Genomic DNA, 26077 nt, shown 5'->3' on the forward strand with positions numbered 1-26077 from the left:
CGTAGAGCTGACGCTCCTTGCGGACCTCATCGGCACCGTAGGGCTTGCTGGCCGGATCGAACGATTTCCAGTCGGACTTCTGCCAGGCTGCGCTCCTGTCCCGAAGGTTGACGGCGGACTGGTTCAGCACCGCGTCGAACCGGGCGCGGTCCGTCTCCGCAACGCGCGACGTGACCAGCGTGCCGCCACGACGCACGCCTTCGGCGTACCAGGGAGCATCCTCTTTCGACACACCCGCCTCGGTCAACGCGCCGACAACGCCGCCTGTTGCGGCGCCGGCAGCAGCGCCGAGCGCGGTCGAAGCCAGCCATCCGGCGGCTACGACCGGACCAAGCCCCGGAATTGCCAGCAAGCCGAGGCCGGCGAGCAGTCCGGCGGCGCCGCCGATGCCGGCACCGATGCCGGCGCCCGTCCCGGCGCCTTCCGCGCGATCGTCGAGGCCGTCGCGGTCGCGGTCGATCTTCTTGTCGCTGTTCCACCAGCTATCCGAATTGTTCGCGACGATGCTGATGTCGGAGTGCGGAACGCCTGCGGCTTCCAGGCCGCGGACGGCTTTCTCGGCGTCGGAATAGGTATCGTAGAGTCGAGAGATGGTAACGGTCATTGCAAGGTCCTTATTTGGTCGGGTTTACGTTGCCCTGGAAATCGACGCTCACGTCCGATGAGGCGCTGCCCTTGGTGGCCTTGCCGCGCCAAACGCCGTTGTCGTCCTTCTTCAAGGCGGTGACGTTGGTATAGCCGGCCTCTTCGATCTTGGATTTGGCCTGGCCTTCGGTGAAGCTGTTGCGTCCGGCCACCGGTGCATTGGAGTTGTTCTGTCCGGGGCTGTTGACGGCGTTGTTGTTCGGTCCGTCCTTGGCCGGCTGCTGCGCGCCTGCCGATCCGGTGAAGAGCAACGCGGTCGCTACAATCAAAAACAATGGTCGTTTCATTTCGTTCTCCAGTTGGTTGGTGCGCTTCAACGAAGCCGCGGCAACTCCGTTCCCTCAACGTGTCGCGTCATGTCGCGCGAAGCATGCCGCAGGTCAGGATCGGACGTGCTTGAGCAATTGAAAACAAGCGAACGCATTTTTCGAGATGTACTCGACTTCTTGAAACTTCTTTCGAGATGAATGGGAATTGCTACTTGAAAGGAAGATCATCCGCCTGGACGCTGGACGTTCGGTTCCGGTCCTCTCAAAAAAAAAAGGCCCCGGCAGAACCGGGGCCTTTTCCGCAAAGGGGGTACATCCGCCCCTTTTACGCGGCTTGCGCCGTTTCGGCATGCCGGTTGACTTCCGATTCAGCGATCTGGCTGAGTGTGCTGTCGGTGGTCTTCTCTTCCTTCAGCGTCGCATCCAGCAGCTTCACCGCGTCCTTGTAGCCGAGTTCGTTCGCCCAGGTCTTCAGCGTGCCGTAGCGGGAAATTTCATAGTGCTCGACCGCCTGTGCGGCGGCGAGCAGGCCGGCATCGAGGGCTGCGGTGCCCTTGTACTCGTCCATGATTTCCTTGCCCTCGTCGAGGATGCCCAGGATGGCGTCGCAGGTCTTGCCCTTCGGCGACTCATCGATCGAAGCGAACACCTGTTCGAGCCGCTCGACCTGGCCCTCGGTTTCGCCCATGTGCTTCTCGAAGGCTGCCTTGAGCTTGGGAGACTGCGCCGCCTTCGCCATCTTCGGCAGCGCGGACAGGATTTTTTTCTCCGCGAAATAGATATCCTTCAGGGTGTCGAGAAACAGGTCGTTCAGCAGTTTTTCTTTGGCCATTTTGCCCTCCGGTTTGAAATTGCCTCCGTAGAACCGGCCGGGTTGTATCTTGTTCCACCACAGCGCTGGTCTGCCGAGAAGAAATCATTCCTGCAATTTCTTCTGTCGTGCGCGCGGTGTTTTGAGTCGACTCCCCGACCCAGGAACATTTGCGCGAACTGACCGAGACTGCGGTGTACGATGCGAAGGTTCAATCTCCGGAAGCCGGTGAATCAGAATCTCGCGTGAGCGAACGGCCCGCCAGCAGCCAAAAGAAGGGCCCGCCGCAAGGGGGAATGCGACAGGCCCAATAGTTTTGTCCTCGGGAGGACCGATGAGAAACGCCGGGAAAGCCAGTCTGTTCCAGAGCCCCATGGCGCACATAGGAATATTTGGGAAAGCGCATGTTGAATGCTGGAACCCGCATGCGATCCAGATTGTTATCCGGGAAACGGGAGGCCACGATGGACGAAGGGCGATGTCTGAAATGCTCCAGACGATTGATGGCGATGACCGATGCGAAGGGCCGCACTGCGCTTCGGTGCCTGAAATGCGATAAGGTCGACCCCATCGAGACCGATGCGCTGAAATGGGCATCGAGTCCCCTCGCCCAGAAGGTCAGCCCCGGATAGAAATCTCCGATTTTTACGACCGAACTGGCTCGGCGCGACTTGAAGTCCGTTTCATCACGAAAGCTTTCCGCGAAACCGACGGGCAAGCCACGTTAAATTCCATAGCAGAACGGGAACAGTTTTTTATCTCCGAGGTTAGCGCTGACCTTTGGAGGAGCAAGGCATGCGCGCGTTATGCTGGCACGGAAAAGGCGACGTCCGGGTAGACACCGATCCCAAAATCCAGCATCCGCGCGATACCAATATCAAGATCACGGCTGCGCGATCTGCGGCGGACCTCCATCTCCTGGACGGTTATCAGGCGACCATGGAGAGCGACGGCAAACGCAGCCCGGACAGCTGCATCGACGCATTCGGCTGCGAGGCATCCGGCCAGGGCCCGGCTGCCGCGGTGGTCGACCGAGGCGATCATATGCTGCCGCAAGGCTGGCACGATTTCGATCCCCGGGGACTATGTCGGCACGGGCGACAAGATTCCGCTCGGCGCGGCCTATACCGCGCCGCTCCTCAAGCGGATAGAAGCGGGCGAGATCGACCCGAGCTTTGTCGTCACTCATCCGGCCAGCCTGGAAGATGCGCCGGAGATGCACAGGAAGTTCTGCGATACGGAAGACGGCGTCATCAAGGTCGTGTTGCGACCCGGCCGGTAACGCCAGCAAGGTCCGACAAAATGTTCTTCCCAACCTCCGATCGCTGACGAGCGAAGTCAGTACGTGTTCGTTTCCCGCGCGTCCCCACGCGGGGTGAGTTTCATTCGGAAACAGGATCAATGCAGAATGAGTATGGGCGCAATACCCGGGATAGACCCTCTCAGGTCCATTGACCTCGTTTGGACACTCCGAGACATCAAGGCGAAGCGGACACAGTTGCTCCCCGTCGACCCCGACCATCTGGGCCAGCTGATTGACCTGGGTTTGGTGGAGTTGAGCGACGACGTTCCGGTCATTACCAGCGCGGGCCATCAGGTTCTTGATTGAGCGCAATCCTGTTGAAATGCCTCATGCGCAGTGCCCCAATGCGCACGAATGCGGATCAACCGTGATCCATTGAAACCGAAACGCGGCGACGGCGTTGTTGCTTGCATTCGCCGGGTGACAACCGGACACAATGGGGAACGATGGACGCGGTGCAATTTTTCCGGTTTCTGCCCGCGACATCAACGCATCGGTACGCGCTTACATCTAACCCGTTCCCGGTGAATGCAGTACCGATGGCGCCGCAGCTTCTTTTGCATCCGGGTAACCGCTAAATCCATTCGAAAAAAATTTCCGCCCCCCCCTTGAAACCAAATCGCGCTTTGCTAATTTTATTGTCGCCACCATGAGGTGGCGTCCGGGCGCCCTTGGGGCCCGGGCTGAGACGGGCACCGGAACGTGTCCGGTGCCGCTCGTAACCAACTTGCTCATTGGAGGATTTGGCTATGCGCACCTACGACTTCTCGCCCCTGTGGCGTTCGACCATCGGCTTCGACCGCCTGTTCGACCTCGCCGAGGCGGCCCAGCGGGCCGGCGAAGACAATTATCCGCCCTACAACATCGAACGGCTCGCCGACGACCGCTACCAGATTTCGCTGGCGGTCGCGGGCTTCCAGCCGGAGGAGATCTCGGTGACGGCGGAACAGAACGTGGTCACTATCGAGGGCCACAAGCCCGACAAGGTCGAACGTGAATTCCTGTACCGGGGTATTTCGACCCGGAGCTTCAAGCGTCAGTACAGCCTTGCCGACCACGTCCAGGTCAAGGGCGCGATATTCGACAATGGCCTGCTGAGGATCGAACTGGTGCGGGAGATTCCCGAAGCCATGAAGCCGCGGCGCATCGCCATCAGCGGCACGCCGGCCGGCAACGTCCAGCAGATTGAAGCCATGGCGGCCTGACAGGTGCCTTGACGATGCCGCGCGCGCACGGCGCGCGGCATTCCACCCTCGTCTATGAATGGAGGAGACCATGCGGCCGACGACCGCTTTCGATGACAATGTGTTCGACATCAACCCGTTGCTGCATCCGGGCACGCGGTTCGATCATCCCAGGGACGTTGTGTCCCATCCGTCGCTGAGCCTGTCCGAGAAGCGAGCCATTCTCGCATCCTGGGCGTCCGATGCCAGCGCGATCACTTCTTGCCCGTCGCTTCGCGCGCCGCAGGGTCTGAAGAAGCCCGTGACCATCGATGAAATTCTGGAAGCGCTTTGCGAACTCGATGGCGGGCCTCGGCCGCCCGGTGGCAAACCATTTCGCCTGCATTCTGCCGAACGGTGTCTCGCCGCCTAAGTCGGGCGCCGGAAGCTTGCGGGATGGTTATCGCGGAACTCTTTCAAGACGACCGCGATAACCCCGCACCTTCAGTGCGTGTTGGTTTCCTGCCATTTTTCCAGATCAATCGTGGCGCCGTCGTTGCGCTGTTCCTTCTCCGGATTTCCCTTCCAGGGCTCGTCGGTCTGCTTCGTGGTAGGCCAATCGGTTTTCTCGCCGGGATCGTCCACGGGCGTCTCGCGCGGGTCTTCCTGATGGGGCGGTACTTTTTCTTTGCTCATGAAGATTCAATGCGATCGGCTCCGGATCGTTCCCGATCGACATGGGTCTCCCGCCTCACCCAGGGCCGCCGTGATGGAATACGCGGGATGAAACCTGCTAGACAGCCTCATGGCGAGAAAACTCAAGACCTACCAAACGTCGATCGGTTTCTTCGACATGGCCATCGCGGCACCGTCGATGAAAGCCGCGCTGGAAGCATGGGGTTCGAAGAGCAATCTGTTTCATCAGGGTTTTGCGAGCGAGGCTGGCGATCCCGACGTGATCGCCGCCACCCTCGCGAAACCCGGGGTCATTCTCAGACGGCCCGTCGGATCGGATGGTGCTTTCAGGGAGAATGCCGGGCTGCCCTCTGACCCCTCCGGTGAAAAGGTCAAAGTGAGGCCAAAGAGGCCTGCTGCAAAGCCGGGCAAACGCTCTGCCCGCAAGATCGACGATCAAGCCGCCCGCGAGGCCTCATTGGCCTATGAGCGGGAGCAGAAGCAACGCGAAAGCCAACAGCGCAAGGAAGAAGCCGGCAGGTCGAAACAGCGTGAGCGCCGGGAGCAGGCTGTCGCGAAAGCCCAGGCGGCTATTGAAGAAGCCCAACGGGCGCATGCACAGCGGGCGAGCGAGATTGCGTCGGAGCGGGCCGCTCTCAAACGACGCGCGCAGGCCGAAGACGACCGCTGGAACAGGCAGAAGGCAAAACTGGAGACCGCCCTGCGCCGCGCGCGAGACTGATGCTTCGCTTCGCATCGCAAATGCGTTGACAGATTGGAGTCTACGGCGACCCGTCACGCGAAGGTCACGCTCGCATTCCCCAGCCCCGACAGTTCCATCACCACCTTGTCGCCGGCGTTGAGCCAAATCGTCTTGACCAGACTCCCGGTCAGAACGATCTGACCGGCGTGCAGGCCTTTTCCTTCTGACGCGAGATGGTTGGCGAGCCAGGCCAGCGCGTTGTGGGGGTGGCCGAGCACATCGGCGCCGGTGCCCTGCCCTACCTGCTTGCCGTTGATGACGGCGCGGCCGGTCACCGCGAGCAGATCGGGCGCGCTGTTCCGCGACACCGCCCCGCCGAGCACGCAGCCGGCGGCGAAGAAATCATCCGCCACCAGGGTCGGCGCGCCCATGGTCTCCCATTTGACGTAGCGGTCGTCGACGATCTCGATCGCGGGGTAATAGGCCTCGATCGCCTCGGCCACCCACTCCGCCGTGAACGGCGCCTCCGACGGCGGCATGTCGCGCCCGAGTTTGACGGCGATCTCGCATTCGACGCCGACGCGAACGAAATCGGCAGCCGCGAGCTGGGTGCCGCTGTCGTGGACGCCTTTTGCAAAGACACCGCCGCCGCAGGGATGGGGAATGCCGAGATATTGCTGCATCACCGCGCTGGTGCAGCCGATCTTGTAGCCGACCATGGGGCCGAACTGCGGCAGCAGCAGATCGTGCACGGCGCGCTGAATCCGATAGCCTTCGGTCTCGTCCCGCGGCGCGAGTTCGGCGTCGAGCGAATTCAGCGCCGTGCGGCCGCGGCGGGCAGCGGCGATGACCTTGGCGGCCGCAAGAATGTTGTCCATCGGCGGCGGCTTTCAGTTCGACTCAACAAAATGACCGCACGCGGCGGCCACAATCTACTCGTCGCGATAGACTTTCTCGCGTTTTTCGTGACGTTCCTGGGCTTCCACCGACAGTGTCGCGATGGGGCGGGCTTCGAGCCGCTTCAGCGAGATCGGCTCGCCGGTCTCCTCGCAATAGCCGTAGGTGTTGTCTTCGATGCGCTGCAGCGCGGAATCGATTTTCGAGATCAGCTTGCGCTGGCGGTCGCGGGCGCGCAGTTCGATGGCGCGGTCGGTTTCCGACGAGGCCCGGTCGGCGAGGTCGGGGTGGTTGACGTTTTCTTCCTGCAGCGTCTGCAGCGTGACGCGGGATTCCCGCAGGATCTCGTCCTTCCATGCCAGCAGCTTGCCGCGAAAATATTCGCGCTGGCGGTCGTTCATGAAAGGCTCTTTTTCGGTCGGTCGATAGTTCTTCAACTTTTCCAAGGCCAGCCCACTTCACGTGCAAGGCGGGCGGAAACGGTCCGTCCGCGCGCGCCTTATATAGCGGCGTGTTGTGACAGACAATATCGCTCGAGCCGGGAAAGCCTGCCGGCCCAACGGTTTCACAAGGGTTTCAGCAGGGTTTGGCGCAGGAACCTGTGAAAAACTGTTCGCCCGGTCAGAACTGCCCGGCTTTGGCCAGTTCGACTTCGACCCGAAGCTCGATCTCGGACAAGACAGCGTCGAGCCCGGGATCGCCGGAGGAGGATTTCAGGTTGGCGGCGGCGGCGCGCAGCCGGTTGACCGTGGAAGCGTCGAAATTGCCTGACAACAGCCCGAGTTTGAGGTCATCCAGCACGTCGAGCGCACCTCTACCGCGCTGCACCGAACGTTTTCGGCGCTCGGTGGGGTCCTCGATGCCCTGCAGCGCCAGCAGCGCATCGATGTTGCCGGCCGCCTTGGGCGGTCCGGCGGAGCGGGTTTCGGCGGCCGTGGCTGCATCCGGTAGCGAAAAACCGGTCGACGCTGTTCGCTTGACGACGCCCGTCGTCCCGATAGTGGTGCCGTTCGGTCCGTAGATGCGCATGATTTGATCTCGCGGTGCAGTCGGCAGCATTGCCTCGCCGTGGTTAACGAAATGTGAATCGCCCGGCAGAATTTGCCGGGAAGCGGCAGTTTCGCCACCGGCGCGGTCGGCCGGCACGGCCCCGCTTCAAGGATTTATCAAGTTAATTCAATAATTTACCCCATCAAAAAGGAGTGGCACAGGGCTCGCATAGGGTTTGCCGGATCCCCGTCATGGGAGTGATGGGCGGATCCGATGAGAGAACCTCGCGGGGAGCAGAGGATGCCAAGCGTCCATTCGGCAAGAGTATTTCAGATGGCCTGCGCCGCGCTGCTGGCGCTGGCGCTGTCGTCGATGTCAGCCGGCGCGACCTCCCGGATCAAGGATCTCGCCAATATCGAGGGCGTGCGCCAGAACCAGCTGATCGGCTACGGCCTCGTCGTCGGCCTCAACGGCACCGGCGACACCCTGAACAACATCCCCTTCACCAAGCAGTCGCTGCAGGCGATGCTCGAGCGCATGGGCGTCAACATCCGCGGCGCCACCATCCGCACCGGCAACGTCGCCGCCGTCATGGTAACCGGCAACCTGCCGGCGTTCGGCACCCAGGGCACCAGGATGGACGTCACCGTCTCCGCGCTCGGCGATTCCAAGAATCTGCAGGGCGGCACCCTGCTCGTCACTCCCCTGCTCGGCGCCGACGGCAACGTCTATGCGGTGGCGCAGGGCTCGGTCGCGGTGGCCGGTTTTGCCGCCGAAGGCGCCGCCGCCAGCGTGGTCCGCGGCGTGCCCACCGTCGGGCGCATCGCCAACGGCGCCATCATCGAGCGCGAGATTGAATTCGCGCTGAACCGCCTGCCCAATGTGCGCCTCGCATTGCGCAATGCCGATTTCACCACCGCCAAGCGCATTGCCGCCGCGGTCAACGACTTCCTCGGCGCCAAGACCGCCGAGCCGATCGACCCTTCCACCGTGCAGATGAGCATCCCGGCGGAATTCAAGGGCAACGTCGTCGCCTTCCTGACCGAAATCGAGCAGTTGCAGGTCGAGCCGGATCTCGCGGCCAAGATCGTGATTGACGAACGTTCGGGGATCATCGTGATGGGCCGCGACGTTCGCGTCGCCACCGTCGCGGTGGCGCAGGGCAACCTCACCGTTTCGATTTCCGAAAGCCCGCAGGTCAGCCAGCCCAATCCGCTGGCGCGCGGGCGGACCGTGGTGACGCCGAACTCCAGCGTCAAGGTCACCGAGGACGGCAAGAAATTCGCGCTGGTCAAGGACGGCGTGTCGCTGCAGCAGCTGGTCGACGGCCTCAACGGCCTCGGCATCGGCCCGCGCGACCTGATCAGCATCCTGCAGGCCATCAAGGCCGCCGGCGCGATCCAGGCCGACATCGAGGTGATGTGATGGCAGGCAGCGCAATCAATTCGATCATCGCCGGCACGGCCGCCAGCGCCGTGCCGGCGATGCGCAACGGTCGCCCCGACTATCAGCTCGCCGAAGCCCTGACCAGGGTATCGCCGCAGGCGCAAGCCAAGGCCAGGGCCTCGTCGCAGGACTTCGAGGCGATGTTCCTGAATTCGATGTTCTCGCAGATGACCAGCGGCATCAAGGGCGACGGCCCGTTCGGCGACACCCAGAGCACCGGCGTCTGGCGCTCGATGCTGACCGACCAATATTCGAAAAACTTCGCCAAGGCCGGCGGCATCGGCATTTCCACCGACGTCTATCGCACGCTGATTCTGCAGCAAGCCAACCGCGCCGGCTAATCAGGGGATCCGACCATGAACCAGCAAGCTCCACGGCCGCAGGCACCCGCGCCGATTCCGGCCGCCTCGACACCCGCCGAGGCCCGCAAGCTCGCCGAGTACCTGATGGAATCGATGAATACGCTGCTCGGCGTCATCGAGCGCGAAACCGAACTGGTGCGTGCCGGCAAGGTGCGCGAGGCGATGATGCTGGAGACGCACAAATCGGAGCTGTCGCGCCGCTACGTCGGCGCGGTCGCGCAGCTCAAGGCCAGCCAGAAATATTTGAAGCAGAACGCACCCGAACTCCTGACCTCGCTGCATCGCCATCACGATACCTTCCGCGCCATGCTGCAGGTCAACCTCACGGTGCTGGCTACCGCGCACGCGGTGTCGGAAGGCATCGTGCGCGGCGTCAACACCGAGATCCAGCGCCGCAATATCCCCAACACCTACACCGCGGCCGGACAGCGCGCGCAGCCGGGTCGGGTCAACCTCACGCCGCTGGCGGTCAGCCGTTCGCTCTGAGAGGCCCGAACTGCAGACTATTTTCATCAAATTGCCGCGTTGATTTCAGCGCGGCATTCATCGCGTTCTCTAACTCAGTGTTGAGAGGTGTCAGGCATAGTTGCGTCTGACGAGGGGTTGGGATTTGACTCGAAGCAAGCCAGGAGGCTGCCATGAGTATGGATTTCAACATCAAACCGGTGGGGGCACCGGTTGCCACTCCGGTCGCTCCGCCCGTAAGCGAAGCGGCCAACCACGCGGTCGCGACCGTACTGCCATCGCCGAAAAGCGTCACGGTCGTGGACGCCAGCGTGCATGTGCGCCCCGATTCCGGCTTCATGACCCCTACGGTATCGCATCAGGTGGTGATTGATCGCGCTGCGGCGTCGATCGTCTATCAGGTGGTCGACGAGAAAACGAGCCTCGTGGTCCGGCAATTCCCCGAAGAGGCCATTCTGCGCCGCCGTGCCTATTTCAACAGCCTCGACATGAGCAAGGACGCGCCGACCCGGATGCTCGCCACCGACCGCAAGATTTGAGTTAAAGAGGCTTGAGAAGGTTTGAGCCAAAGCGGCCCGCTCTAGCGGGTCGACTGTTTGGCGTAGGCGGTATCGAGCAGCGTTGCGCCGCTCGATGGATCGATGATGACGTTCTTGATTTCCGCCGTCCCGATCTTGGTCAGCTTGAATTTGGTATCGCCGATCCGGAACGCATTGTCCTTGATCAGGACGTCGGCATATTTGTTGGTGCCGGCGCTCTGGTACTGGACCTTGGCGCGAAAGCCGGTGACGTTCGAGACCGAGATCTTGAACGTCTTGTTGTCGGCGTATTTCCCGGTCCAGTCGCCCTGGAAGAGATTGGCATCGACCGGGACATAGGGCGTCTTCGACGGAACGGTCGTTCCCACGGCCTTGTAGTTGGCCGACAGGATGGCGAAAACGTCAGCCATTTACCGCTCCGTTCCCATCAGCCGCGGCCTGACAGACCTGCCGCGAGGTTGCAGTTGATGTCGATCAGCGACTTCAGCTTGGCCGGATCCGGGTTCAGCTGCATTTCTACGGTCTGGTTCATCACGAACACGCCGATATTGGCGATCTTCTGCCTGACTTCCGCAGGCTGCGGGTTCTCCTGGTTGGTCGCCGCGCTCATGAAAATCGACCACAGCCGGCGATTGAACAGCAGCGCTTCGTGCAGGTTCTTGTCGGGACCGGTCCAGTTGTCCTGCACGTCACGAAGTTGCCGAGCGGCCTTCAGCAGCGCTTGCGCCTCGATTTCGCGGGGAGAGGATGTGGTCTGGGAGGTACGCGCATACGCCTGGGCTGCATTGGACATTCATGACCTCGAAGGAAGCGGTTCGCAGGACCGCAGGGGGCTTTGTGACTGCTCAACTTTCATACAGACCGCGTCTTTAAATATGGTTATCGAATGTTACCAAATGCGTTTGGAACCGGGCAAAAGACCAGCCGGCATCCGGCCAACGAAAAAGCGGCGGGGTTGCCCCCGCCGCCTTGATTTTCGTGCTCGGCGCCGGACTTAGCGCAGCAGCTGCAGCACGCTCTGCTGCGACTGGTTGGCCAGCGCCAGCGCGGACACCGCGATCGACTGGCGGGTGGACAGCGCCTGGCTGTTGGCCGCTTCCTGGTTGGTGTCGGCCAGCGTCAGGTTGGACGAGCCGGTCTGCAGCACGTTGATCAGGTTCTTGGAGAAGTCCTGACGGATCTGCACGATCGACAGGTTGGAACCCAAACCCGACGCTTGCGAACGTAGCGCGCTGCTGGCGGAGCCGAGCGAGGTGATTACATTGTTCGCCGAACCGTTGTCCAGAAAGTCCGTACCGCCGACCAACGATGCAAGGCCGAGACCCGTCGCGTTGAACGTCACGCCGCTGATGTTGAGCGTGGATTTTCCGGTCTCGTTGAAAGTCAGCTTGAGATTGTCGCCGTTCAGCAGGTTGGTGCCGTTGAAGGAAGCGTCCTGCGCCGTGGTGGTGATCTGCGCGATGATGTTGTTGTACTGAGCCACTAAATTGGCGCGCGTCGTCTGCGAGGTAGCATCTGCAACCTTGGCAACAGTCGTCACCGACCCGGCGAGGAACGCCTTGCCGGCGCCAGTCGCGGTACCGCCGAGCGCGCCGACGTCGGCGGACGCCGCATCGTTGGTTGTGGTGATCGTGATCGCACCGGTGGTATCGTTCACCGATGCCTGCAGGTTGTTGGCCGCCAAGGCTGCGTTGAGCTCGGTCAGCGTGTCAACTTGGCTGGCGCCGGCACCGAACGTGATGCTGGATGCCGTGCCGCCGCCGGTCGCTGCGATGGTCAGGACATCGCCCGTAGCAAGCGTGGCGCCGAGCAGGTTGGCTGCTGTGCCGCCGGCGTTAGCGCCGCTGGTAACGCTGTTCTTGGTGGAATAGCCCACGGGCGCCTGGAGCACCTGCTGCGCAATCGACTTGGCGGTATCCACCAGCTTCTGCAGCGAGGTAATGCCGGTGTTGGCGGCCTGCAACACCTGCACCCCGTTGCCGATGCCGTCGAGCAGGTTGTTGATGTCGTTGGCACGGTTGTCGAGCGAGGCTGCGGTGAAGAAGTTGGTCGGGTTGTCGAGGGCGGTGTTGACCTTCTTGCCGGTGGCAAGGCGACTTTGCGTGGTGGCGAGCAACTCGGCGGTCGACTGCAGGGAGAGGAGGTTCTGGCGAACCGAGGACGAAAGAACAATGCCGGACATGTTCATACCTTTCTGGTGTGAAACGAGAGTGCGAGCGTGCTCCGATCTTTTTTGATCGGGCGACGGCTCACATTGAAACCAAGCTTCTAAGAAAAAATGAATCGTCGGCGGCAAAAATCGCGACAATGGCAGCACGAAACGGCTGAGTTTCCGGCGTCTTGATCCGCAATAGTACTGATACGACGGCACATCCTGACCGCCGGGCAAAAACGGCGAAAATTTCCGTTTACCAATGGTTAACCATAATCGGAAAGGATTGCGGCCAGAGCGGTCAAAACACGACCGGCGCGCCCCTGGCACAAATCAAGGCCGACACTCACTTGAAATTCGCGGTAACGAATGCCTGCGCGAGAGGCGGCAACGGAGAACGTGAATGGCTTTAAAGGTTGAGCTCAAGCCGAACGAGCGGATCATCATCGGCGCCTGCGTGGTCACCAACACCGACCAGCGTGCCCGGCTGCTGATCGACGGCGACAGGATTCCGATCCTGCGCGAGAAGGACATCCTGACGCCCGAAACGGCGGACACGCCGGCCAAGCTGGTCTATCTCGCCGTGCAGCTGATGTATCTCTCGACCGATCCGATGGCGCATCATCCGACCTATTTCACGCTGGTGCGTGACATTCTGAGCGCCATGCCGAGCGCCTGGCCCTTCATCGAAGGGATCAACAATCACATTCTGAACGGCGATCTGTATCACGCACTGAAAGAATCGAAAAAACTGATCGGCCATGAAGAAAGGCTGATCCAGGACGCGCGAGACCTCCAGGCCTCCGAGACCGCGACCGAGACCGAGCGCAAATCGGCGTAACTCCGCGAAGCTCCAGTACGCAAGGAAAAAAGGCCTCCGACAAGGAGGCCTTTCGCGTTTTGGCAGCGATGAACGCCGATCAGAGATAATTCAGCAGGCTGGTCTGGTAGAGCGTCGCGGTGGTTTGATACGAAGCCTGCAAGGAGGTCTGCAGCGCCAGAATCTTGGTCGCGACCTCTTCAACCGATATGCCCTCGATCGAGTCGAGCATGGCCTGCGCCATCCCCTTGAGCTGGGTCTGCCGGTCGGTCGTCGACTTGACGGCATGCTGTGCGCCGGCGAACTCCGCCTGGATATCCTGCAGCGATTGATAGCCGGTCTGCGGCGCGAGATTGGCTCCGATGCGTTGGCTGAGCGCGATGCTCTGGCCGCTGGCGTTTGGATTGGCGGCATCGGTGGTGACCGCCGCATACGCCGCGACGTTCTTCAGTAGATGCCGGAAGGCCTGCTCGTCGGCGCGCGCGCCGTACTGAACCGTGATCGATTGGTCGACGCGCGCCACCGCCGTGCCCCGCGCCGAATCGGAACCGGCTTCGCCGGTGTACCAGATCACGGTGTTGGCGGCCGTCCCCGCCACCAGGGTCGTCGCCGTATTGTACGGCGGGCCGCCGACCCGCAGCGGCGCCGGGCTCGCGGTCACCGTGGCGCCGAAGCCAAGCGCCGCGAACGCGGCGGCGTTCGAGCTCGTGACCGTCAGGTTGGCGGCGTTGCCGCCATGCAGCGTGATCACTCCGCCGTTGATCGTCGAAGGACTGGTGGTGCCGGTGATCGAATCGATCTTCTGCATCAACGCCTGAACGCTGTCGGTGACGTTGAGCTGGTTTCCGGTCGCACCGGAGGCCACGAAAGTGATCGGCGTGCCGTTGACGGTGATGGTGTCGCCGGCGGCGAAATCGGTGGCCAGCGAATCCGTCGCCGCGGCGCCGGACAACAGCGTTGCGCCGGTGATCGGCGCCGGGACCGTATCCTTGTTGTTGACCGCGCCGCCCGAGATCGTTGCCGACGAATTGAAGAAATCATCCGACGCCTGGATCGCGGACGCCGCGACCAGCGAAGTGTCGGCCAGCTTCTGTATCGACGCGGTCAGTGCGGCCTGCAAGTTCACCGTGGTGGCATCGGTATCGACGCCGATCTGGAAAGTGCCCGCCGCCGGCGGCACGGTCGGGGTCGTCAGGGCCGTCAGTTCGATCGATTCGGTGGTGCCGTCGGGAAGCTTGAAATTGAACTTGATCTTCTCGCCGTTGTTCGGATTGACGGCCCCGAGATCGACCGTCGTCGCCGGCGGCGCGCCGGCCGGCTGCGCGATGGTCGCGCCGGTCAGCGTCGAACTCACCGATGCAAGCTTGAAGCCGAACGCCGAACCGTCTTCGGCGACGCTGGTAACGGTCGTCGTCAGCGGCGGCGACGTGACGGCGAGACGTCCCATCGGGGTTGCGCCAGGTCCCTGATCGGCCTGCCTGCGCTCGTCGATCATCTGGGTCAGGCCGGCCTGGGTCCCGATGCCGTAGAGCATGTCGTTGGCAGGCACCGTCGCGGGCCTGTCGGTGGCACGTCCCGAAAACAGATAGCGGTCGCCGGACTGGGTGTTGAGCATGGAAATGGCATTGGCGAACGCGGCCTGCGCCGTGATCTGGCCGGATGTCTGACCGTTGTTGTTGAGCACGATGGTCGAGGAAGTCGACGCGCTCTTGACCGAGCTGCCGACATTCGACAGTCCCTCCAACGACAGGTTCGCGACGTTGATGCGGGTCTGGACGTTGGTGGCGCTGTTGGCATAGGCGTTGATGTTGGCGATCTGCGCGCGCAGGCCGAGCGCAAACGCCCGGTCGGGGCCCTGTCCCGCATAGGTCGTCGAGACCTTGCCGGTGGCGAGCTGGGTCTGCAGATCGTCGAGCTGACTTCTGAGACTGAGGATCTGCGCGCCGATATAGGATGTCTTGCCGCTTACGCCGACGATTGACATGAAAGCCTCACATTGCCGCGATCAGCACTTCGTACATGTCCTTGACCGTGGCCATCACGCGTGCATTCGCCGAATAGGAATTCTGCAGCGCCAACAGGTGCGCCATCTCGTCGTCGATGTTGACGCCCGAGGTTGCGTTCATCTTGTTCTGCAGGGTGTTGAGAACGACTTCCTGGCCGTCCGCCAGCAGCGCCGCGGAACTCGCGGCTTCGCCTTGCATGCTGATCACCTGTCTGGTGAAATTCAGCAGCGTGCCGGTGAACGGCGTCCCGGTGGTGCCGATGCCGGTCTCCGGCGAATACCGGTAGCTGCCGGTCATCAGCTGCTTCAGGATGAAATCGGAGCGCGTGGTATCGCCCGCGGCGGTGAGCGGATTGGTTGAATAGACAATGGTGCGGGAGGGATCGCCGAGCAGCGCGCCGTTGACATTGATGCGGCCGGCGAGACCGGTTTGCTGCGACCCGCTGGCGGTCAATGCGCCGGTAAAGGACACGCCACCATCGGTGAACAACGAAAGGTGGGCGCTGCCGCTGGTAAGGGACGACACCGTCTTGGTGACCGAAGCCGCGGTGACATCCGACCGGTTCGGTGCACCGTCATCGAGCACGCGCAGCGTCGATCCCGATGGATTGGAGAATTGCAGGTCGGCACTGGCGCCGAGCGCTGCGTTGAGCTGGGCGACGACGGAGGCCATGCCGCCGGAGAAATCGATGCCGAGAACTTCGTCGTTCGGATCGAGCGTCGTGTTATTGCTCAGCGGCAATATGCTGGGATCGTCGACCCGCACAATCGAAAGGTTGTGCGTAATGCCGGTGATGTTGTTCTTGTAGGTGATATGCGCGACGTTGCCGGTCTGCAATCCCGCCAGATCAAGATCGAAGCCGGCCTGCGGCAATGCGCTGGCCGGCGCCGCGACACCCGCCGTGGTCTGATCCGACAGCGCGCTCGACATCGCCGCCGCGAACTGATCGATCTGCGCCTGCGCCTTTACCAGACTGTTGTCGCGCAGTTCGAGATAGGCGGCGAGCTTGCCCGAGCGGATCGCGTCGGTGGCGACCATGTCGTAGCTGCCGCCATGCGGAAAATCGATGGTGATCGTGCCGAGATTGTTCTTCGCCGGATCCGGATCGTACAGCGTGTTCGGCGTGACCGTGCCCTGTGGATTGAAAGACAGCCTCGCCGCCTCGGTTCCCACCATCTGCACGCCCGAATTGGTAAACAGCGTCACCTGGTTGAGGTTGTTGGTGACGACGCGAATGTCCATCAGCTGCGACATCTGATCGATGTACTGGTCGCGCTGATCGAGCAGCGACGCCGTCGCGGCATCGGTCCGGCCGTTGTTCTGCAACTGATTGTTGATAAGCGCGATCTGCTTCAGCGCGTTGTTTGCGACGTTGATGGAATCGTTGATTCCGGTTTCAGCATTGGCGCGCAGGTTCTGGATACCCTGGGTCGTGGCATTGAGCTGCTGCGCCAGCGCCTGCGCGGCATTGACGACGCCGATTCGCGCCGACGCCGAGTCCGGGCTGGTCGACAGTCCCTGCACCGCCGTGGTGAGCTTGTTGAACGCGTCCTCGATGGTGCCGGCCGAATCCGGATTGCCATACACCGATTGCAGATTTGCCAGATAGGTTGCCCGGACGTCGGCATAGGACGCGCCGGAGGTTTCGGTGCGAATCTGGGTCTGCAGGTACTGGTCGAGTTCGCGGTTGACGCCGTTGATGCGGACGCTCGAGCCGAAGTCGCCGGTGACGCCGGTGATCTGGTTGAGGGTCTTGCGGACATAGCCCGGCGATTCCGCGTTGGCCACGTTCGACGACACCAGCGCGAGCGACGCCTGCGTTACACGCAGGCCCGACATCGCAGTGGCAAGGGCTTGACCCAGACTCATGACATACTACCCAATTTGGATTGATCGCGGACCGCGACTACCGCAGCACGTTCAGGAGATCCTGCATCATGGTGTTGGACGTGGTGATGACCTTGGTGTTGGCGGAATAGGCCTGCTGGGTGACGATCAGCTTGGTAAATTCGTCGGCGATGTCGGTGTTCGCCCCCTCGAGCGACGAACCGACGATGGTTCCGCCCTTGCCGTAGAGCGCCTGGCCGGAGCCGTCGGTCGCCTCGAAGGCGCCGCCGTCGGCGCGCTTGAGGAAGTTGGTGCCGTTGAAACTGGCCAGCGTGATTTCGGCGAGATCGAGATTTCGGCCGTTCGAGTAGTTGCCTACGATGCGGCCGTTGGTAGACACGCCGACCGACTGCAGTTGGCCGGCCGGAAAGCCGTCCTGCTGGATCTGATTGACCTGCACGTTGCCATTCGCGTCGGCGAACTGCGTCATGCCACCGCTGCCGAATACCACCACCGGGCTTCCGATAGACAGGCCGTTGACCGTGGCGTTGGTCAGCGTGATCGAAGCGATCGCGGGGGTCATCTGGCCGCTTGGCGAAAACGTGAAGTTGGTGCCGACGTTCTGCCAGGCGACGTTGACGCCGGTTGCATTGGGGTTGACCTGATAAAACATGTTCCAGGTGTCGGTGTGACCGACACCGAGAGATACGGAGTCGATCTTGCCCCAGCGAAATTGCAGATTAACCGGCGCGCCGGACACGTCGTAGGTGGTCACCGCGCCGCCGGCGACGGTCTGATTGAGGAATGTCGAATTGTCCTGACCGATCACCTGGCCGGTTCCAACAGTGCCGCCGCCGGTTCGGAGTGCGGTCGCGGTGCCGGTAAAACCGAGTGCGGAAAATGCGCTGGAGTTCGAACTGGTGACCGAAAGATCCGAGGTAGTGCCGGAATGCAGCGTGATGGCGCCGCCGGAAATGGTGGACGGTATCGCCGTTCCGGTGATCGAGTCGATCTTCGCAAGCAAGTCATCGATGTCGTCGGTGATGTTGAGCTGGTTGCCCACGGCGCCCGCCGCGACAAAGGTAACCACGGTGCCGTTGATCGTGACGGTGTCACCGACGCCGAAATTGGCCGCGAGCGAATCGCTGGGGGTCGCACCCGACAGCAAGGTCGCGCCGGTGTTCGCCACTGAGGGCGTGTTCTTGTTGTTCTGCACGGTGCCGCCCGTGGTCGCATCGACATAGGGCGCGGCCGGCGTTCCCAGCACCAGGGGGTTATAACCCGAAGTGAACGAACCCGGCGCCAGCAATTCCGATCCCTGGATCGATTTGTCATGCGCGGTCGTCAGCGGATAGCTGGCGAGGTTGGCGCGATATTCGATCTTGGTGGTTTCCTGCGCCGGCAAGAAATCGTTCTGGAACTTCAGAACCTGCGGCGAACTGCCGGTCAGGTTGCCCGTGGTCGGATCGACCGGAACGCCCTGAAGATAATAACCCGCGCCGTTGACCAGGTAGCCGCTCTTGTCCAGCTGAAAATCACCGCGGCGGGTATAGCGATCGACGCCGTCGAACACCGGCTGGCCGTCGGTAAACGTTCCCGGCTTTTGAACCGCGAAGAACCCGTTGCCGTTGATCGCCATGTAGGTGGCGACCGAAGCCGACTGCACGTCGCCCTGCACCGTGTTGGTGCTGCGCGAAGCGGTGGTGACGCTGCCGGCGAGCTGACTGGTCAGCCCGGTCGATGGAATGAGATCGAGAAAGCTGGTGTCGATGCGCTTGAAAGCCGTGGTCTGCGAGTTGGCGATGTTGCCCGAGATGTTCTCGAGTGCGTACGACTGTGCGCGCAGGCCGCCGACCGCGGTCGTTAAAGCACCGAAGATACCCATAACATTCTCTCCAAATTCGATCCGGGCGGCCCGCCGGTCTGCAAACCCATGGCCGCAATCGAAGGAGAGTGTCGCAAGCACCGTGCCAAACTATAAAAACAAGCGAAATCAGATATTTAAACAAATAGCCCCGGTCCAGGGACCGGGGCACAATTGCCGGGGCGGGCAACAATTGCCGGGCCGGGGCCCGGCGGATCAACTCGCCGATGTCGCCGCCGGACGGAACACCATGCCAAAGCCGTCGATGCAGTAGCGCAGGCCGGTCGGCTTCGGTCCGTCGTCGAAAACATGACCGAGATGTCCGCCGCAGCGACGGCAATGCACTTCGATCCGCAGCATCCCGAGGGAACGGTCTTCGGTCCTGCCGAGGGCATTTTCCAGCGGTTGGTAGAAGCTCGGCCAGCCGGTGCCGCTTTCGTATTTCGTCTCCGAGGAGAACAGCGGCAGGTCGCAGCCGGCGCAGGCGAAGATGCCCTTGCGCTTTTCCTTCAGGAGCGGGCTCGAGCCCGGCCGTTCGGTGCCGTGCTTGCGCAGGATCTCGTATTGCTGCGGCGTCAGCTGCGCGCGCCATTCCGCATCGGTCTTTTCGACCTCGAATTTCTTCTCCGCGGCACTGGCCGGGCTGGATCGCAGCCAGCGGAAGGTGGCGAGGCCGAACAGACCGGCCACGGATGCGAGCAGGATACGGCGGTCAAACATGAGGGGTCTCCGTGCGAAGCGAACCAGGACGTGGTCGCTGTGAGATACGGGGGGCTGCCACCAAAGTTACATGGATCCGGAGCGAAAATTCTCACTTTGTTGCGAGAAGCCGGCCCTCGCCCCGGCGCGGCGGGATCAGGAAGCCGCCTCGCCTTCGCCCGGACTTGCCGCGGCCGGTGGCGAGGGACGCGGACGGCCGGGCGGCGGCCGGCGCGGCGGCTGTGCGCGTGTGCCAGCCTGCCGATTGGCCTCGGCGAGCCGCGCCTCGCGAATCCGCTCCTGCACCCGCGCTTTTTCCCGGTAGCGGGCCAGCGCACCGGCGGCGGCCGAACTGCCCCGCCCCCACAAGCCGATGACGTGCCCGGCGACCCGGCCGGTCGTGCCGCCGGCCCAGACCAGCTCGAACGGCGAAAACAGCCGCCAGCGTTCATCGCCCCACAGGATGCTGCGCGCGATCAGCTGTCCGGCCATCGCGCTCGTGTTCAGGCCGTGGCGGCCGAAGCCGCTGGTGACCCACAGGCCTTTGCGCAACTGGCCGATCTGCGGCATGCCGTGCACGGTCTCGCCGACCACGCCGACCCAGGTCTCGGCGATCCCGACCTTGCCGAGTTGCGGAAAGATGGTTTGGATCCGGCGGGCAATCGCGGGCGCGAAACGCTCGGGCCGCGCCGCCCAGGTGGTTTCCGGACTGGCCCACATCAATCGATCGCCCTCGACGATCCGGAAATGGTCGATGCCGTCGCTGTCGCTCACCGATCCCTGAAACGTCATGGCCTCGGCCAGCCGCTCGCCGAGCGGTTCGGTCACCGCGGCGTAGCGCCAGACCGGCAGCAGCGTTTCCGACAGCCGCCGCAGCGGCGCGCCGAGATGGACGTTGCCGGCGAGCACGATATGCGAGGCGCGCAACCGCGCCGACGGCGTCACGATGCGCTTGCGAATGCCCGAGGGATCGATGCTGACGACCGGGGTGTCCTCGAAAATCCGCGCCCCTGCCCGCCGCGCCAGCGCGGCGAGGCCATGGAGATATTTGCGGCCATCGACCTGAAATGCTTTCGGGTAATAGACGCCGTGGAAATAGTGATTGGTCTTCAGCTCGGCGCGCACGCGGTCGACCTGCCAGCCCTCGACTTCGGTATCGAAATCCTCGCCGAGCAATTGCAGCCGGCTGATCAGGGTATCGCCGGCCTCGACGTTGGAGACTTCCAGCACCCCCTCGCTGAGCGCAATCCCCGGTATCTGCGCTTCGGTGGCGTTGGCCCGGACAAATTCCGCGCCCTCCTTCGACAGCGACCAGAGCTCGCGGGCATCTTCCAGACCGATGCGCGCGATCAACTCGCCGAGGGCAAGTCCGTAGCCCGGCATGACGGTGCCGAGTTGATGGCCCGACGCGTTCCAGCCGACATGCCGGCCCTCGAGCACCGCGACGCTGGCGCCGAGCCGTGCCGCCTCCAGCGCTACCGTGAGTCCGGCCAGTCCCGCACCGACCACGCAGATATCGACATCCAGGTCGAACGAAAGCCGCGCGCGCGCCGGCGCCCCGGCGGCATCCGTTCCGTTGGTCGCGCTTGTGAAAGTCTCGTCCATATCGTTTTCTTAGGGACCGATCGGGCGCTTGTCACCTTGTCTTGTCACCTTGTTCTGGGCATGAGCTTGTAGATTGATCCGGAAGGCCTGAAACGAATCGAGATTGCGCCATGCGTCGTTTGCTGCTGCTGCGTCACGCCAAGACCGAGAACGATGCGCCGTCTGGCCGCGATCAGGACCGCCGGCTGGACAACCGCGGCCGGCTCGACGCCGCCGAGATCGGCGGCTGGATCGGCCGGCATCCGCCTTTTCCCGAGGCCGTGCTGGTTTCGTCGGCGGTCCGGGCCAACCAGACCTGGGAAATCGCCTGGGAGGCCATGCAGGATATCGTGCCGCCGCCGCAGGTCGAGTTTCCGCCGGACCTCTATGGCGCCGATCCGGCGCAACTGCTGGAAGCCGTCCATGCCGCGGTGGCAACCGACCCCAAGGTCCTGATGCTGGTCGGGCACAATCCCGGCATGCATGAACTGGCGCTGATGCTGGCCGGCAGCGGCGACGCCGCCGGGCGCAAGGAGCTCGGCGACAATCTGCCGACCTCGGGGCTGGCGATCTTCGATTTCGAGATCGACGACTGGAGCGACGTGGCATTCCGCCGCGGCCGGCTGGCGAAATTCGTCAGCCCGAGGTTGTTGAAGCAGACGTCAGGCGACTGAGGCGGATGCCGGTTTTTATGTGCTAGGCTGATCGCGACCACGGAGGCGCAGATGTTCAAATCCATTCTCGTGCCGATCGATCTCGCCGACACCGACCTCGCCAAGGGCGCGATCGCGACGGCGGCGACGCTGTCGAAGACCTGGAGCGGCAACGTGCGGCTGCTCAACGTGCTGCCGATGACGCCGGTGATGCTGGCGGAATATGTGCCGGCCGATTTCGACGCCCAGCAGCGCGAAACTTCCGGGGAGGCGCTCCAGATCGTGGCGCGGGAATCCGGTATCGAGGCCTCTCGGATCTCGAGCGTGGTGCGGCAGGGCGGCATCTATCACGAGATCCTCGAGGAGGCCGCGGCGATCAAGGCCGACCTGATCGTGATGACATCGCACCGGCCGGCGATGCGCACCTATTTTCTCGGCTCCAATGCCGGCCATGTCGTGCGCTACGCCAAATGCTCGGTGCTGGTGGTGCGGCACTGAGCGCCGGCTTCCGCGAAAATCGCCAAAACAACCCCATGTACAGTAGGAATTGCCTGGAATTACCGCATGTTTGCCCGGTGCGGATTGAAGGCGCCGCCGACCGCCGCCTCGATCTGGCTGCGCACCAGGCCGATGTCGCGCAATTCGCGGTCGTCGCGTTCCAGGAGCGCCTTGATCGCGGTCCGCCGCTCCCAATAGGCCGCCGCGGCGAGCGCCCCGGCACCGATCCAGCGCACCAATCCGCCCGACCATTGCGGGATCGAGGCTTGCGCTGCACTCTGGGCTAACGTGTTCATCCTGCTTCTCCAATCGGCCTTTACCCGCCAAGGCGATGCCGCTGGCGCAGCGCTGACTGGCAGCGGCGGCGGCTCGGCGACGTCGGATTGCTCTCGCTCTCCTCGGTGCAATCTCGGGCTTGATGGGGCTTAAATGATCCTGTAATTGTATCGGTGCAAGTAAAACATTGCTCTCGGTGCAATAATGTCGAAGTTCGAATACGCCAGGCTGGCCGACGCCGTCGCCGCCGAGATCGAAAGCGGCGCCCTCAAGCCCGGTGACCGCCTGCCGCCGCAGCGTACCTTTGCCTATCAGCGCAAGATCGCGACCTCGACGGCGAGCCGGGTCTATACCGAGCTGTTGCACCGGGGCCTGGTGGTCGGCGAAGTCGGACGCGGCACCTTCATCTCGGGCGAGGCGCGCCGCGGCGCCGCCGCGACGACCGAGCCGCGCGGGGCAAAAATCGATCTGGAATTCAATTATCCGATGCTGCCGGCGCAATCGGCGCTGATCAGCAAGAGCCTGGAGGGACTGAACCGGCCGGAGGCGCTCGACATCGCGTTGCGGCAGGCGACCAGCACCGGGACGCAAGGCCTGAGAAAAGTCGCCGCGGATTATCTCACCCGGCAAAACAGCGACTGGTCGCCGAAACCCGAACAGATGGTGTTCACCGCCAACGGCCGGCAATGCATCGCCGCCGCGCTCGCCGCATTGGTGCCGGCCGGCGGCCGCTGCGGCGTCGAGGCGCTGACTTATCCGTTCATCAAGGGCATCGCCGCCCGGCTCGGCGTCACGCTGGTGCCGCTGGCGATGGATGAACATGGCGTACGGCCCGACGCCGTGCAAAAGGCCCATCGCGAAGCGCATCTGTCGGCGATCTACGTTCAGCCGGTGATTCAAAATCCGTTGGGCATCACCATGCCCGCCGCGCGCCGCGCCGATCTGTTGCGCGTGGTCGAAAAGCTCGATCTCGTCATCATCGAGGACGCCGTCTATTCCTTTCTCGACGACGAACCGCCGCTGGCGGCGCTGGCGCCGGACCGATGCGTGGTGCTCGACAGCCTGTCCAAGAAGGTGGCGCCGGGGCTTTCGCTCGGCTTCGTCGTGGCGCCGCTGCGGCTGCGCGAAAACGTCATGGCGTCGGTGCGCTCGGGCGGCTGGACCGCGGCGGGATTTGCCTTCGCCGCCGCGCAGCAGCTGATGGCCGACGGCACCGTCGCCGAACTGGCGCGGCTGAAACGGATCGATGCGCAGGCGCGCCAGAGCATCGCCATGGCCTGCCTCGCCGGCCTCGAAATCCAGAGCAACCCCAAATCCTACCATCTGTGGCTGACCTTGCCGCCGCACTGGCGCTCGCAGACCTTCGTCGCCGCCGCAGCAAGGCGCGATATCGCGCTGACGCCCTCGACCACCTTCGCCGCCAGCCCCGGCCACGCCCCGAACGCGGTACGGCTGGCGCTCGCCGCCCCGCCGATCGACCAGCTCGAAGGCGCGCTGCGCACGCTGGCGGGGATGCTGAACGCGAAGGAAGAGGATTTTGATTCGACGGAATGAGGCTGCCCTGCCGTGTTGTGCTCCGCCCTGCCCCGCTCCCTCATGGTGAGGAGCGCGCCGGGCAGCGCCCGCGCTGACCTGCGCGCGTCTCGAACCATCGGGCACATGGCCTGCAGCCCATCCTTCGAGACGCCGCGCGAAAGTGCGCGCGGCTCCTCAGACCGTATGTCCCTTTGCGGAACGGAGGCGACTCACCCTCGATGCGAGTGCGAGGGTTACCCGGATAGGCCGGGCAGAGCCTCACGCAAGGAGGGCGAGTCATGGGTGATTATAGCGAAGCCTTCGTGGGTTTCGATACGTCTAAGTTGCGCAATGCGGTTGCGATTGCAGAGGCTGGCCGAGGCGGTGAAGTTCGGTTCTTTGGGGAGATCGAGAACACGCCGGCTGCCACGACGAAGCTGGTTCGGAAGCTTTCCGCCAGGTACGAGCGGCTGACGTTCTGCTACGAGGCCGGGCCGACCGGCTACGGGCTGCACCGGCAGATCAGGGATCTTGGCTTCGAATGCGTGGTGGTGGCGCCCTCGCTGATTCCAAAGCGGCCAGGCGACAAGGTGAAGACCAACCGGCGTGACGCGCTCAGCCTGGCCAAGCTGCTGCGTGCGGACGAACTCACCCCGGTCTGGGTGCCGGACGGAGGTCACGAGGCGATGCGCGATCTGACGCGGGCGCGCGAGACGGCGATGCTGGATTTGCGCACGAAGCGCCAGCATGTCTCGGCCTTTCTGCTGCGGCTGGGAAGGCCTTATCCGGAGCGCAGGAAGACCGGGACCAAGGCGCATATGAGCTGGATCGCGAGCCAGAAGCTCGAGCATCCGCAACAGCGCCTTGTGCTGGAGGAGATGATGCTGGCTATCCGTCAGGCGCAGGAACGCCTCGTTCGCCTGGAGCAGGCCATCTCCGCGATGGTTCCGGAATGGTCACTTGCCCCGGTGGTCACCGCATTGATGGCCATGCGAGGCATCGATCTGATCTCGGCCACAACGCTGCTGGCCGAGATCGGCGATCTCTCGCGGTTCCGAACCCCGACCGAGTTGATGGCCTATCTCGGCCTCGTGCCTTCGGAGAATTCAACCGGCGATACCGTCAAGCGCGGACCGATCACCAAAGCCGGTAACCGACGGGCCCGGCGCATGCTGGTGGAGTGCTCGTGGAGCTATCAGCATCCGCCGCGGGTCGGACAAGCCAAGCAACCGAAGGTCGATGCGGCGCCGCCAGCGGTTCGCGAGATTGCCTGGAAGGCGCAGTGCCGGCTGTACCGCCGCTACCGTACGCTGATCAGGAACGGCAAGCTCAAGACCGTCGCCATCGTCGCGATCGCCCGCGAGCTCGCCGGCTTCATCTGGGCCGTCGCTCGCGCAGTCACCACCCCACCTGTTGCGGCTTAAGAGGCTTGGCAAGGGGAGCCAGGCAGACAGGGCCGAGCACTAATTAGGGAGCCCGTGCGCCGGGGCAGTGGTCCGGCGAAGTGATAAATCTCGTGCAATGGCGGGAGCAGAGCCGCGGCAAGGGGAATTCCCGATCATCCTGTGTGACCGATCGCTAGATTGACGTCCGACCTCAGACCGGGACAGCCCCAGACGAACCTACGGACATGCGTGAACCCGCGAATAAGAGCTTGTTGACCGACGTCTCTGGGTTCTGCTTCCACCCTTGCACGATCATCCCCTCTCATTCTTCTCCGCAATTCCTGGAGAAAACCCTTCCTCATGCCTCTACTCTTGACATGGGACATAAGAGGATGAGGAAGAGAGTTTCAAACCGCAGCTTGCAGCACCACCTGTTGCGCCGCCAGCCGCCAGCTGGCGCAGGGAATTTCCTTCGGCGCGACGGCGATCAGCTTTTCGAACCGCACCAGCTTCCAGTCGCCGGGCGAATG

General features: G+C 63.0%; 30 protein-coding genes. 12 read left to right on the forward strand and 18 right to left on the reverse strand.

Translation table 11 applies throughout. The features are described from left to right. The 5 genes from Q8N40_RS05650 to Q8N40_RS26680 form a co-directional block, all read right to left on the reverse strand. The coding region (locus Q8N40_RS05650) for a hypothetical protein (protein ID WP_305711112.1) at positions 1–604 on the reverse strand (604 nt) is incomplete at its 3' end. A gap of 10 nt (positions 605–614) precedes the next feature. After that, positions 615–932, reverse strand: coding sequence for a hypothetical protein (locus tag Q8N40_RS05655; RefSeq protein ID WP_305320291.1), 318 nt, complete (start codon positions 930–932; stop codon positions 615–617). A gap of 307 nt (positions 933–1239) precedes the next feature. After that, positions 1240–1746 carry a ferritin-like domain-containing protein gene (locus Q8N40_RS05660; RefSeq protein ID WP_305320287.1) on the reverse strand — a complete coding sequence of 169 codons (507 nt, stop codon included), beginning with the start codon at positions 1744–1746 and terminating at the stop codon, positions 1240–1242. 190 nt (positions 1747–1936) lie between these two features. After that, complete coding sequence (locus Q8N40_RS05665; RefSeq protein ID WP_305711113.1) at positions 1937–2443, reverse strand: hypothetical protein; 507 nt, start codon at positions 2441–2443, stop codon at positions 1937–1939. An 86-nt stretch (positions 2444–2529) separates the two neighbouring features. Continuing rightward, positions 2530–2769: a hypothetical protein gene (locus tag Q8N40_RS26680; protein ID WP_371135624.1), complete on the reverse strand. Its 240-nt coding sequence runs from the start codon at positions 2767–2769 to the stop codon at positions 2530–2532. A gap of 1008 nt (positions 2770–3777) precedes the next feature. On the opposite strand from Q8N40_RS26680, the gene Q8N40_RS05675 reads away from it, so the two are divergent. Both Q8N40_RS05675 and Q8N40_RS05680 read left to right on the forward strand, forming a co-directional pair. Then, a complete protein-coding gene (locus Q8N40_RS05675) occupies positions 3778–4233 on the forward strand; it encodes an Hsp20 family protein (RefSeq protein WP_305711115.1) in 456 nt (151 codons plus the stop codon). 70 nt (positions 4234–4303) lie between these two features. Next, positions 4304–4624: a hypothetical protein gene (locus Q8N40_RS05680; protein ID WP_305711116.1), complete on the forward strand. Its 321-nt coding sequence runs from the start codon at positions 4304–4306 to the stop codon at positions 4622–4624. 71 nt (positions 4625–4695) lie between these two features. Here the strand turns inward: Q8N40_RS05680 and Q8N40_RS05685 are convergent, their stop codons facing one another. Then, positions 4696–4887, reverse strand: a complete 192-nt coding sequence (locus Q8N40_RS05685) for a hypothetical protein (protein WP_305711117.1) — start codon at positions 4885–4887, stop codon at positions 4696–4698. 109 nt (positions 4888–4996) lie between these two features. Here Q8N40_RS05685 and Q8N40_RS05690 point away from each other — a divergent pair, with 109 nt between their 5' ends. Then, on the forward strand, positions 4997–5608 hold the full coding sequence (locus Q8N40_RS05690) for a cell envelope biogenesis protein TolA (RefSeq protein WP_305711118.1): 612 nt from the start codon (positions 4997–4999) through the stop codon (positions 5606–5608). A 53-nt stretch (positions 5609–5661) separates the two neighbouring features. Here Q8N40_RS05690 and Q8N40_RS05695 read toward each other — a convergent pair whose 3' ends face one another. The 3 genes from Q8N40_RS05695 to Q8N40_RS05705 all read right to left on the reverse strand — a co-directional run bounded on the left by Q8N40_RS05695 (position 5662) and on the right by Q8N40_RS05705 (position 7495). Continuing rightward, the gene (locus Q8N40_RS05695) at positions 5662–6447 is read right to left on the reverse strand and encodes a 2-keto-4-pentenoate hydratase (protein ID WP_305711119.1); all 786 of its coding nucleotides are present in this window, start codon (positions 6445–6447) and stop codon (positions 5662–5664) included. Positions 6448–6501: 54 nt separating this feature from the next. After that, positions 6502–6867: an RNA polymerase-binding protein DksA gene (gene dksA, locus Q8N40_RS05700; RefSeq protein WP_305318611.1), complete on the reverse strand. Its 366-nt coding sequence runs from the start codon at positions 6865–6867 to the stop codon at positions 6502–6504. A 220-nt stretch (positions 6868–7087) separates the two neighbouring features. Further along, on the reverse strand, positions 7088–7495 hold the full coding sequence (locus Q8N40_RS05705) for a flagellar assembly protein FliX (protein ID WP_305711120.1): 408 nt from the start codon (positions 7493–7495) through the stop codon (positions 7088–7090). A 261-nt stretch (positions 7496–7756) separates the two neighbouring features. On the opposite strand from Q8N40_RS05705, the gene Q8N40_RS05710 reads away from it, so the two are divergent. From Q8N40_RS05710 to Q8N40_RS05725, 4 genes are all read left to right on the forward strand, one after another. Next, the gene (locus tag Q8N40_RS05710) at positions 7757–8881 is read left to right on the forward strand and encodes a flagellar basal body P-ring protein FlgI (RefSeq protein ID WP_305711121.1); all 1125 of its coding nucleotides are present in this window, start codon (positions 7757–7759) and stop codon (positions 8879–8881) included. A 59-nt stretch (positions 8882–8940) separates the two neighbouring features. Next, entirely contained in the window at positions 8941–9243 is a 303-nt protein-coding gene (gene flgJ / locus Q8N40_RS05715; protein WP_370870897.1) for a flagellar assembly peptidoglycan hydrolase FlgJ, read from the forward strand. Positions 9244–9258: 15 nt separating this feature from the next. After that, positions 9259–9750: a hypothetical protein gene (locus Q8N40_RS05720; RefSeq protein WP_305711122.1), complete on the forward strand. Its 492-nt coding sequence runs from the start codon at positions 9259–9261 to the stop codon at positions 9748–9750. A gap of 158 nt (positions 9751–9908) precedes the next feature. Next, positions 9909–10268 carry a hypothetical protein gene (locus Q8N40_RS05725; RefSeq protein ID WP_371135625.1) on the forward strand — a complete coding sequence of 120 codons (360 nt, stop codon included), beginning with the start codon at positions 9909–9911 and terminating at the stop codon, positions 10266–10268. Positions 10269–10309: 41 nt separating this feature from the next. Here Q8N40_RS05725 and Q8N40_RS05730 read toward each other — a convergent pair whose 3' ends face one another. The 3 genes from Q8N40_RS05730 to Q8N40_RS05740 all read right to left on the reverse strand — a co-directional run bounded on the left by Q8N40_RS05730 (position 10310) and on the right by Q8N40_RS05740 (position 12450). Next, positions 10310–10678: a hypothetical protein gene (locus Q8N40_RS05730; RefSeq protein ID WP_305320971.1), complete on the reverse strand. Its 369-nt coding sequence runs from the start codon at positions 10676–10678 to the stop codon at positions 10310–10312. 17 nt (positions 10679–10695) lie between these two features. Then, on the reverse strand, positions 10696–11061 hold the full coding sequence (gene flaF / locus Q8N40_RS05735; protein ID WP_305320972.1) for a flagellar biosynthesis regulator FlaF: 366 nt from the start codon (positions 11059–11061) through the stop codon (positions 10696–10698). A 201-nt stretch (positions 11062–11262) separates the two neighbouring features. After that, entirely contained in the window at positions 11263–12450 is a 1188-nt protein-coding gene (locus Q8N40_RS05740) for a flagellin (RefSeq protein WP_305711124.1), read from the reverse strand. Positions 12451–12823: 373 nt separating this feature from the next. On the opposite strand from Q8N40_RS05740, the gene flbT reads away from it, so the two are divergent. Continuing rightward, entirely contained in the window at positions 12824–13261 is a 438-nt protein-coding gene (flbT, locus tag Q8N40_RS05745; protein WP_305322045.1) for a flagellar biosynthesis repressor FlbT, read from the forward strand. Between the two features lie 79 nt (positions 13262–13340). Here flbT and Q8N40_RS05750 read toward each other — a convergent pair whose 3' ends face one another. From Q8N40_RS05750 to Q8N40_RS05770, 5 genes are all read right to left on the reverse strand, one after another. Then, entirely contained in the window at positions 13341–15224 is a 1884-nt protein-coding gene (locus tag Q8N40_RS05750; RefSeq protein ID WP_305711125.1) for a flagellar protein, read from the reverse strand. Positions 15225–15231: 7 nt separating this feature from the next. Then, positions 15232–17115 carry a flagellar hook-associated protein FlgK gene (flgK, locus tag Q8N40_RS05755; protein ID WP_305711126.1) on the reverse strand — a complete coding sequence of 628 codons (1884 nt, stop codon included), beginning with the start codon at positions 17113–17115 and terminating at the stop codon, positions 15232–15234. 37 nt (positions 17116–17152) lie between these two features. Continuing rightward, positions 17153–18958 carry a flagellar hook-basal body complex protein gene (locus Q8N40_RS05760; protein ID WP_305322042.1) on the reverse strand — a complete coding sequence of 602 codons (1806 nt, stop codon included), beginning with the start codon at positions 18956–18958 and terminating at the stop codon, positions 17153–17155. A 195-nt stretch (positions 18959–19153) separates the two neighbouring features. After that, positions 19154–19657 (reverse strand): peptide-methionine (R)-S-oxide reductase MsrB, encoded by a 504-nt coding sequence (gene msrB, locus Q8N40_RS05765; RefSeq protein WP_305322041.1) that lies wholly within the window; start codon positions 19655–19657, stop codon positions 19154–19156. A 135-nt stretch (positions 19658–19792) separates the two neighbouring features. After that, entirely contained in the window at positions 19793–21241 is a 1449-nt protein-coding gene (locus Q8N40_RS05770; RefSeq protein WP_305711127.1) for an FAD-binding oxidoreductase, read from the reverse strand. A gap of 110 nt (positions 21242–21351) precedes the next feature. Here Q8N40_RS05770 and Q8N40_RS05775 point away from each other — a divergent pair, with 110 nt between their 5' ends. Together Q8N40_RS05775 and Q8N40_RS05780 are read left to right on the forward strand one after the other, a co-directional pair. Next, on the forward strand, positions 21352–21894 hold the full coding sequence (locus Q8N40_RS05775; RefSeq protein ID WP_305711128.1) for a histidine phosphatase family protein: 543 nt from the start codon (positions 21352–21354) through the stop codon (positions 21892–21894). A gap of 51 nt (positions 21895–21945) precedes the next feature. Beyond that, the gene (locus Q8N40_RS05780) at positions 21946–22371 is read left to right on the forward strand and encodes a universal stress protein (RefSeq protein ID WP_305711129.1); all 426 of its coding nucleotides are present in this window, start codon (positions 21946–21948) and stop codon (positions 22369–22371) included. Between the two features lie 59 nt (positions 22372–22430). Here the strand turns inward: Q8N40_RS05780 and Q8N40_RS05785 are convergent, their stop codons facing one another. Further along, entirely contained in the window at positions 22431–22667 is a 237-nt protein-coding gene (locus Q8N40_RS05785; protein WP_305711130.1) for a DUF1127 domain-containing protein, read from the reverse strand. 184 nt (positions 22668–22851) lie between these two features. On the opposite strand from Q8N40_RS05785, the gene Q8N40_RS05790 reads away from it, so the two are divergent. Both Q8N40_RS05790 and Q8N40_RS05795 read left to right on the forward strand, forming a co-directional pair. Next, entirely contained in the window at positions 22852–24201 is a 1350-nt protein-coding gene (locus tag Q8N40_RS05790; protein WP_305711131.1) for a PLP-dependent aminotransferase family protein, read from the forward strand. Positions 24202–24461: 260 nt separating this feature from the next. Further along, positions 24462–25586, forward strand: coding sequence for an IS110 family transposase (locus Q8N40_RS05795; RefSeq protein ID WP_305303965.1), 1125 nt, complete (start codon positions 24462–24464; stop codon positions 25584–25586). Positions 25587–26077: the final 491 nt, after the last annotated feature.

Origin of the sequence: Bradyrhizobium sp. (assembly GCF_030693485.1) — a bacterium.
In the GTDB taxonomy this organism is placed as follows: domain Bacteria; phylum Pseudomonadota; class Alphaproteobacteria; order Rhizobiales; family Xanthobacteraceae; genus Bradyrhizobium.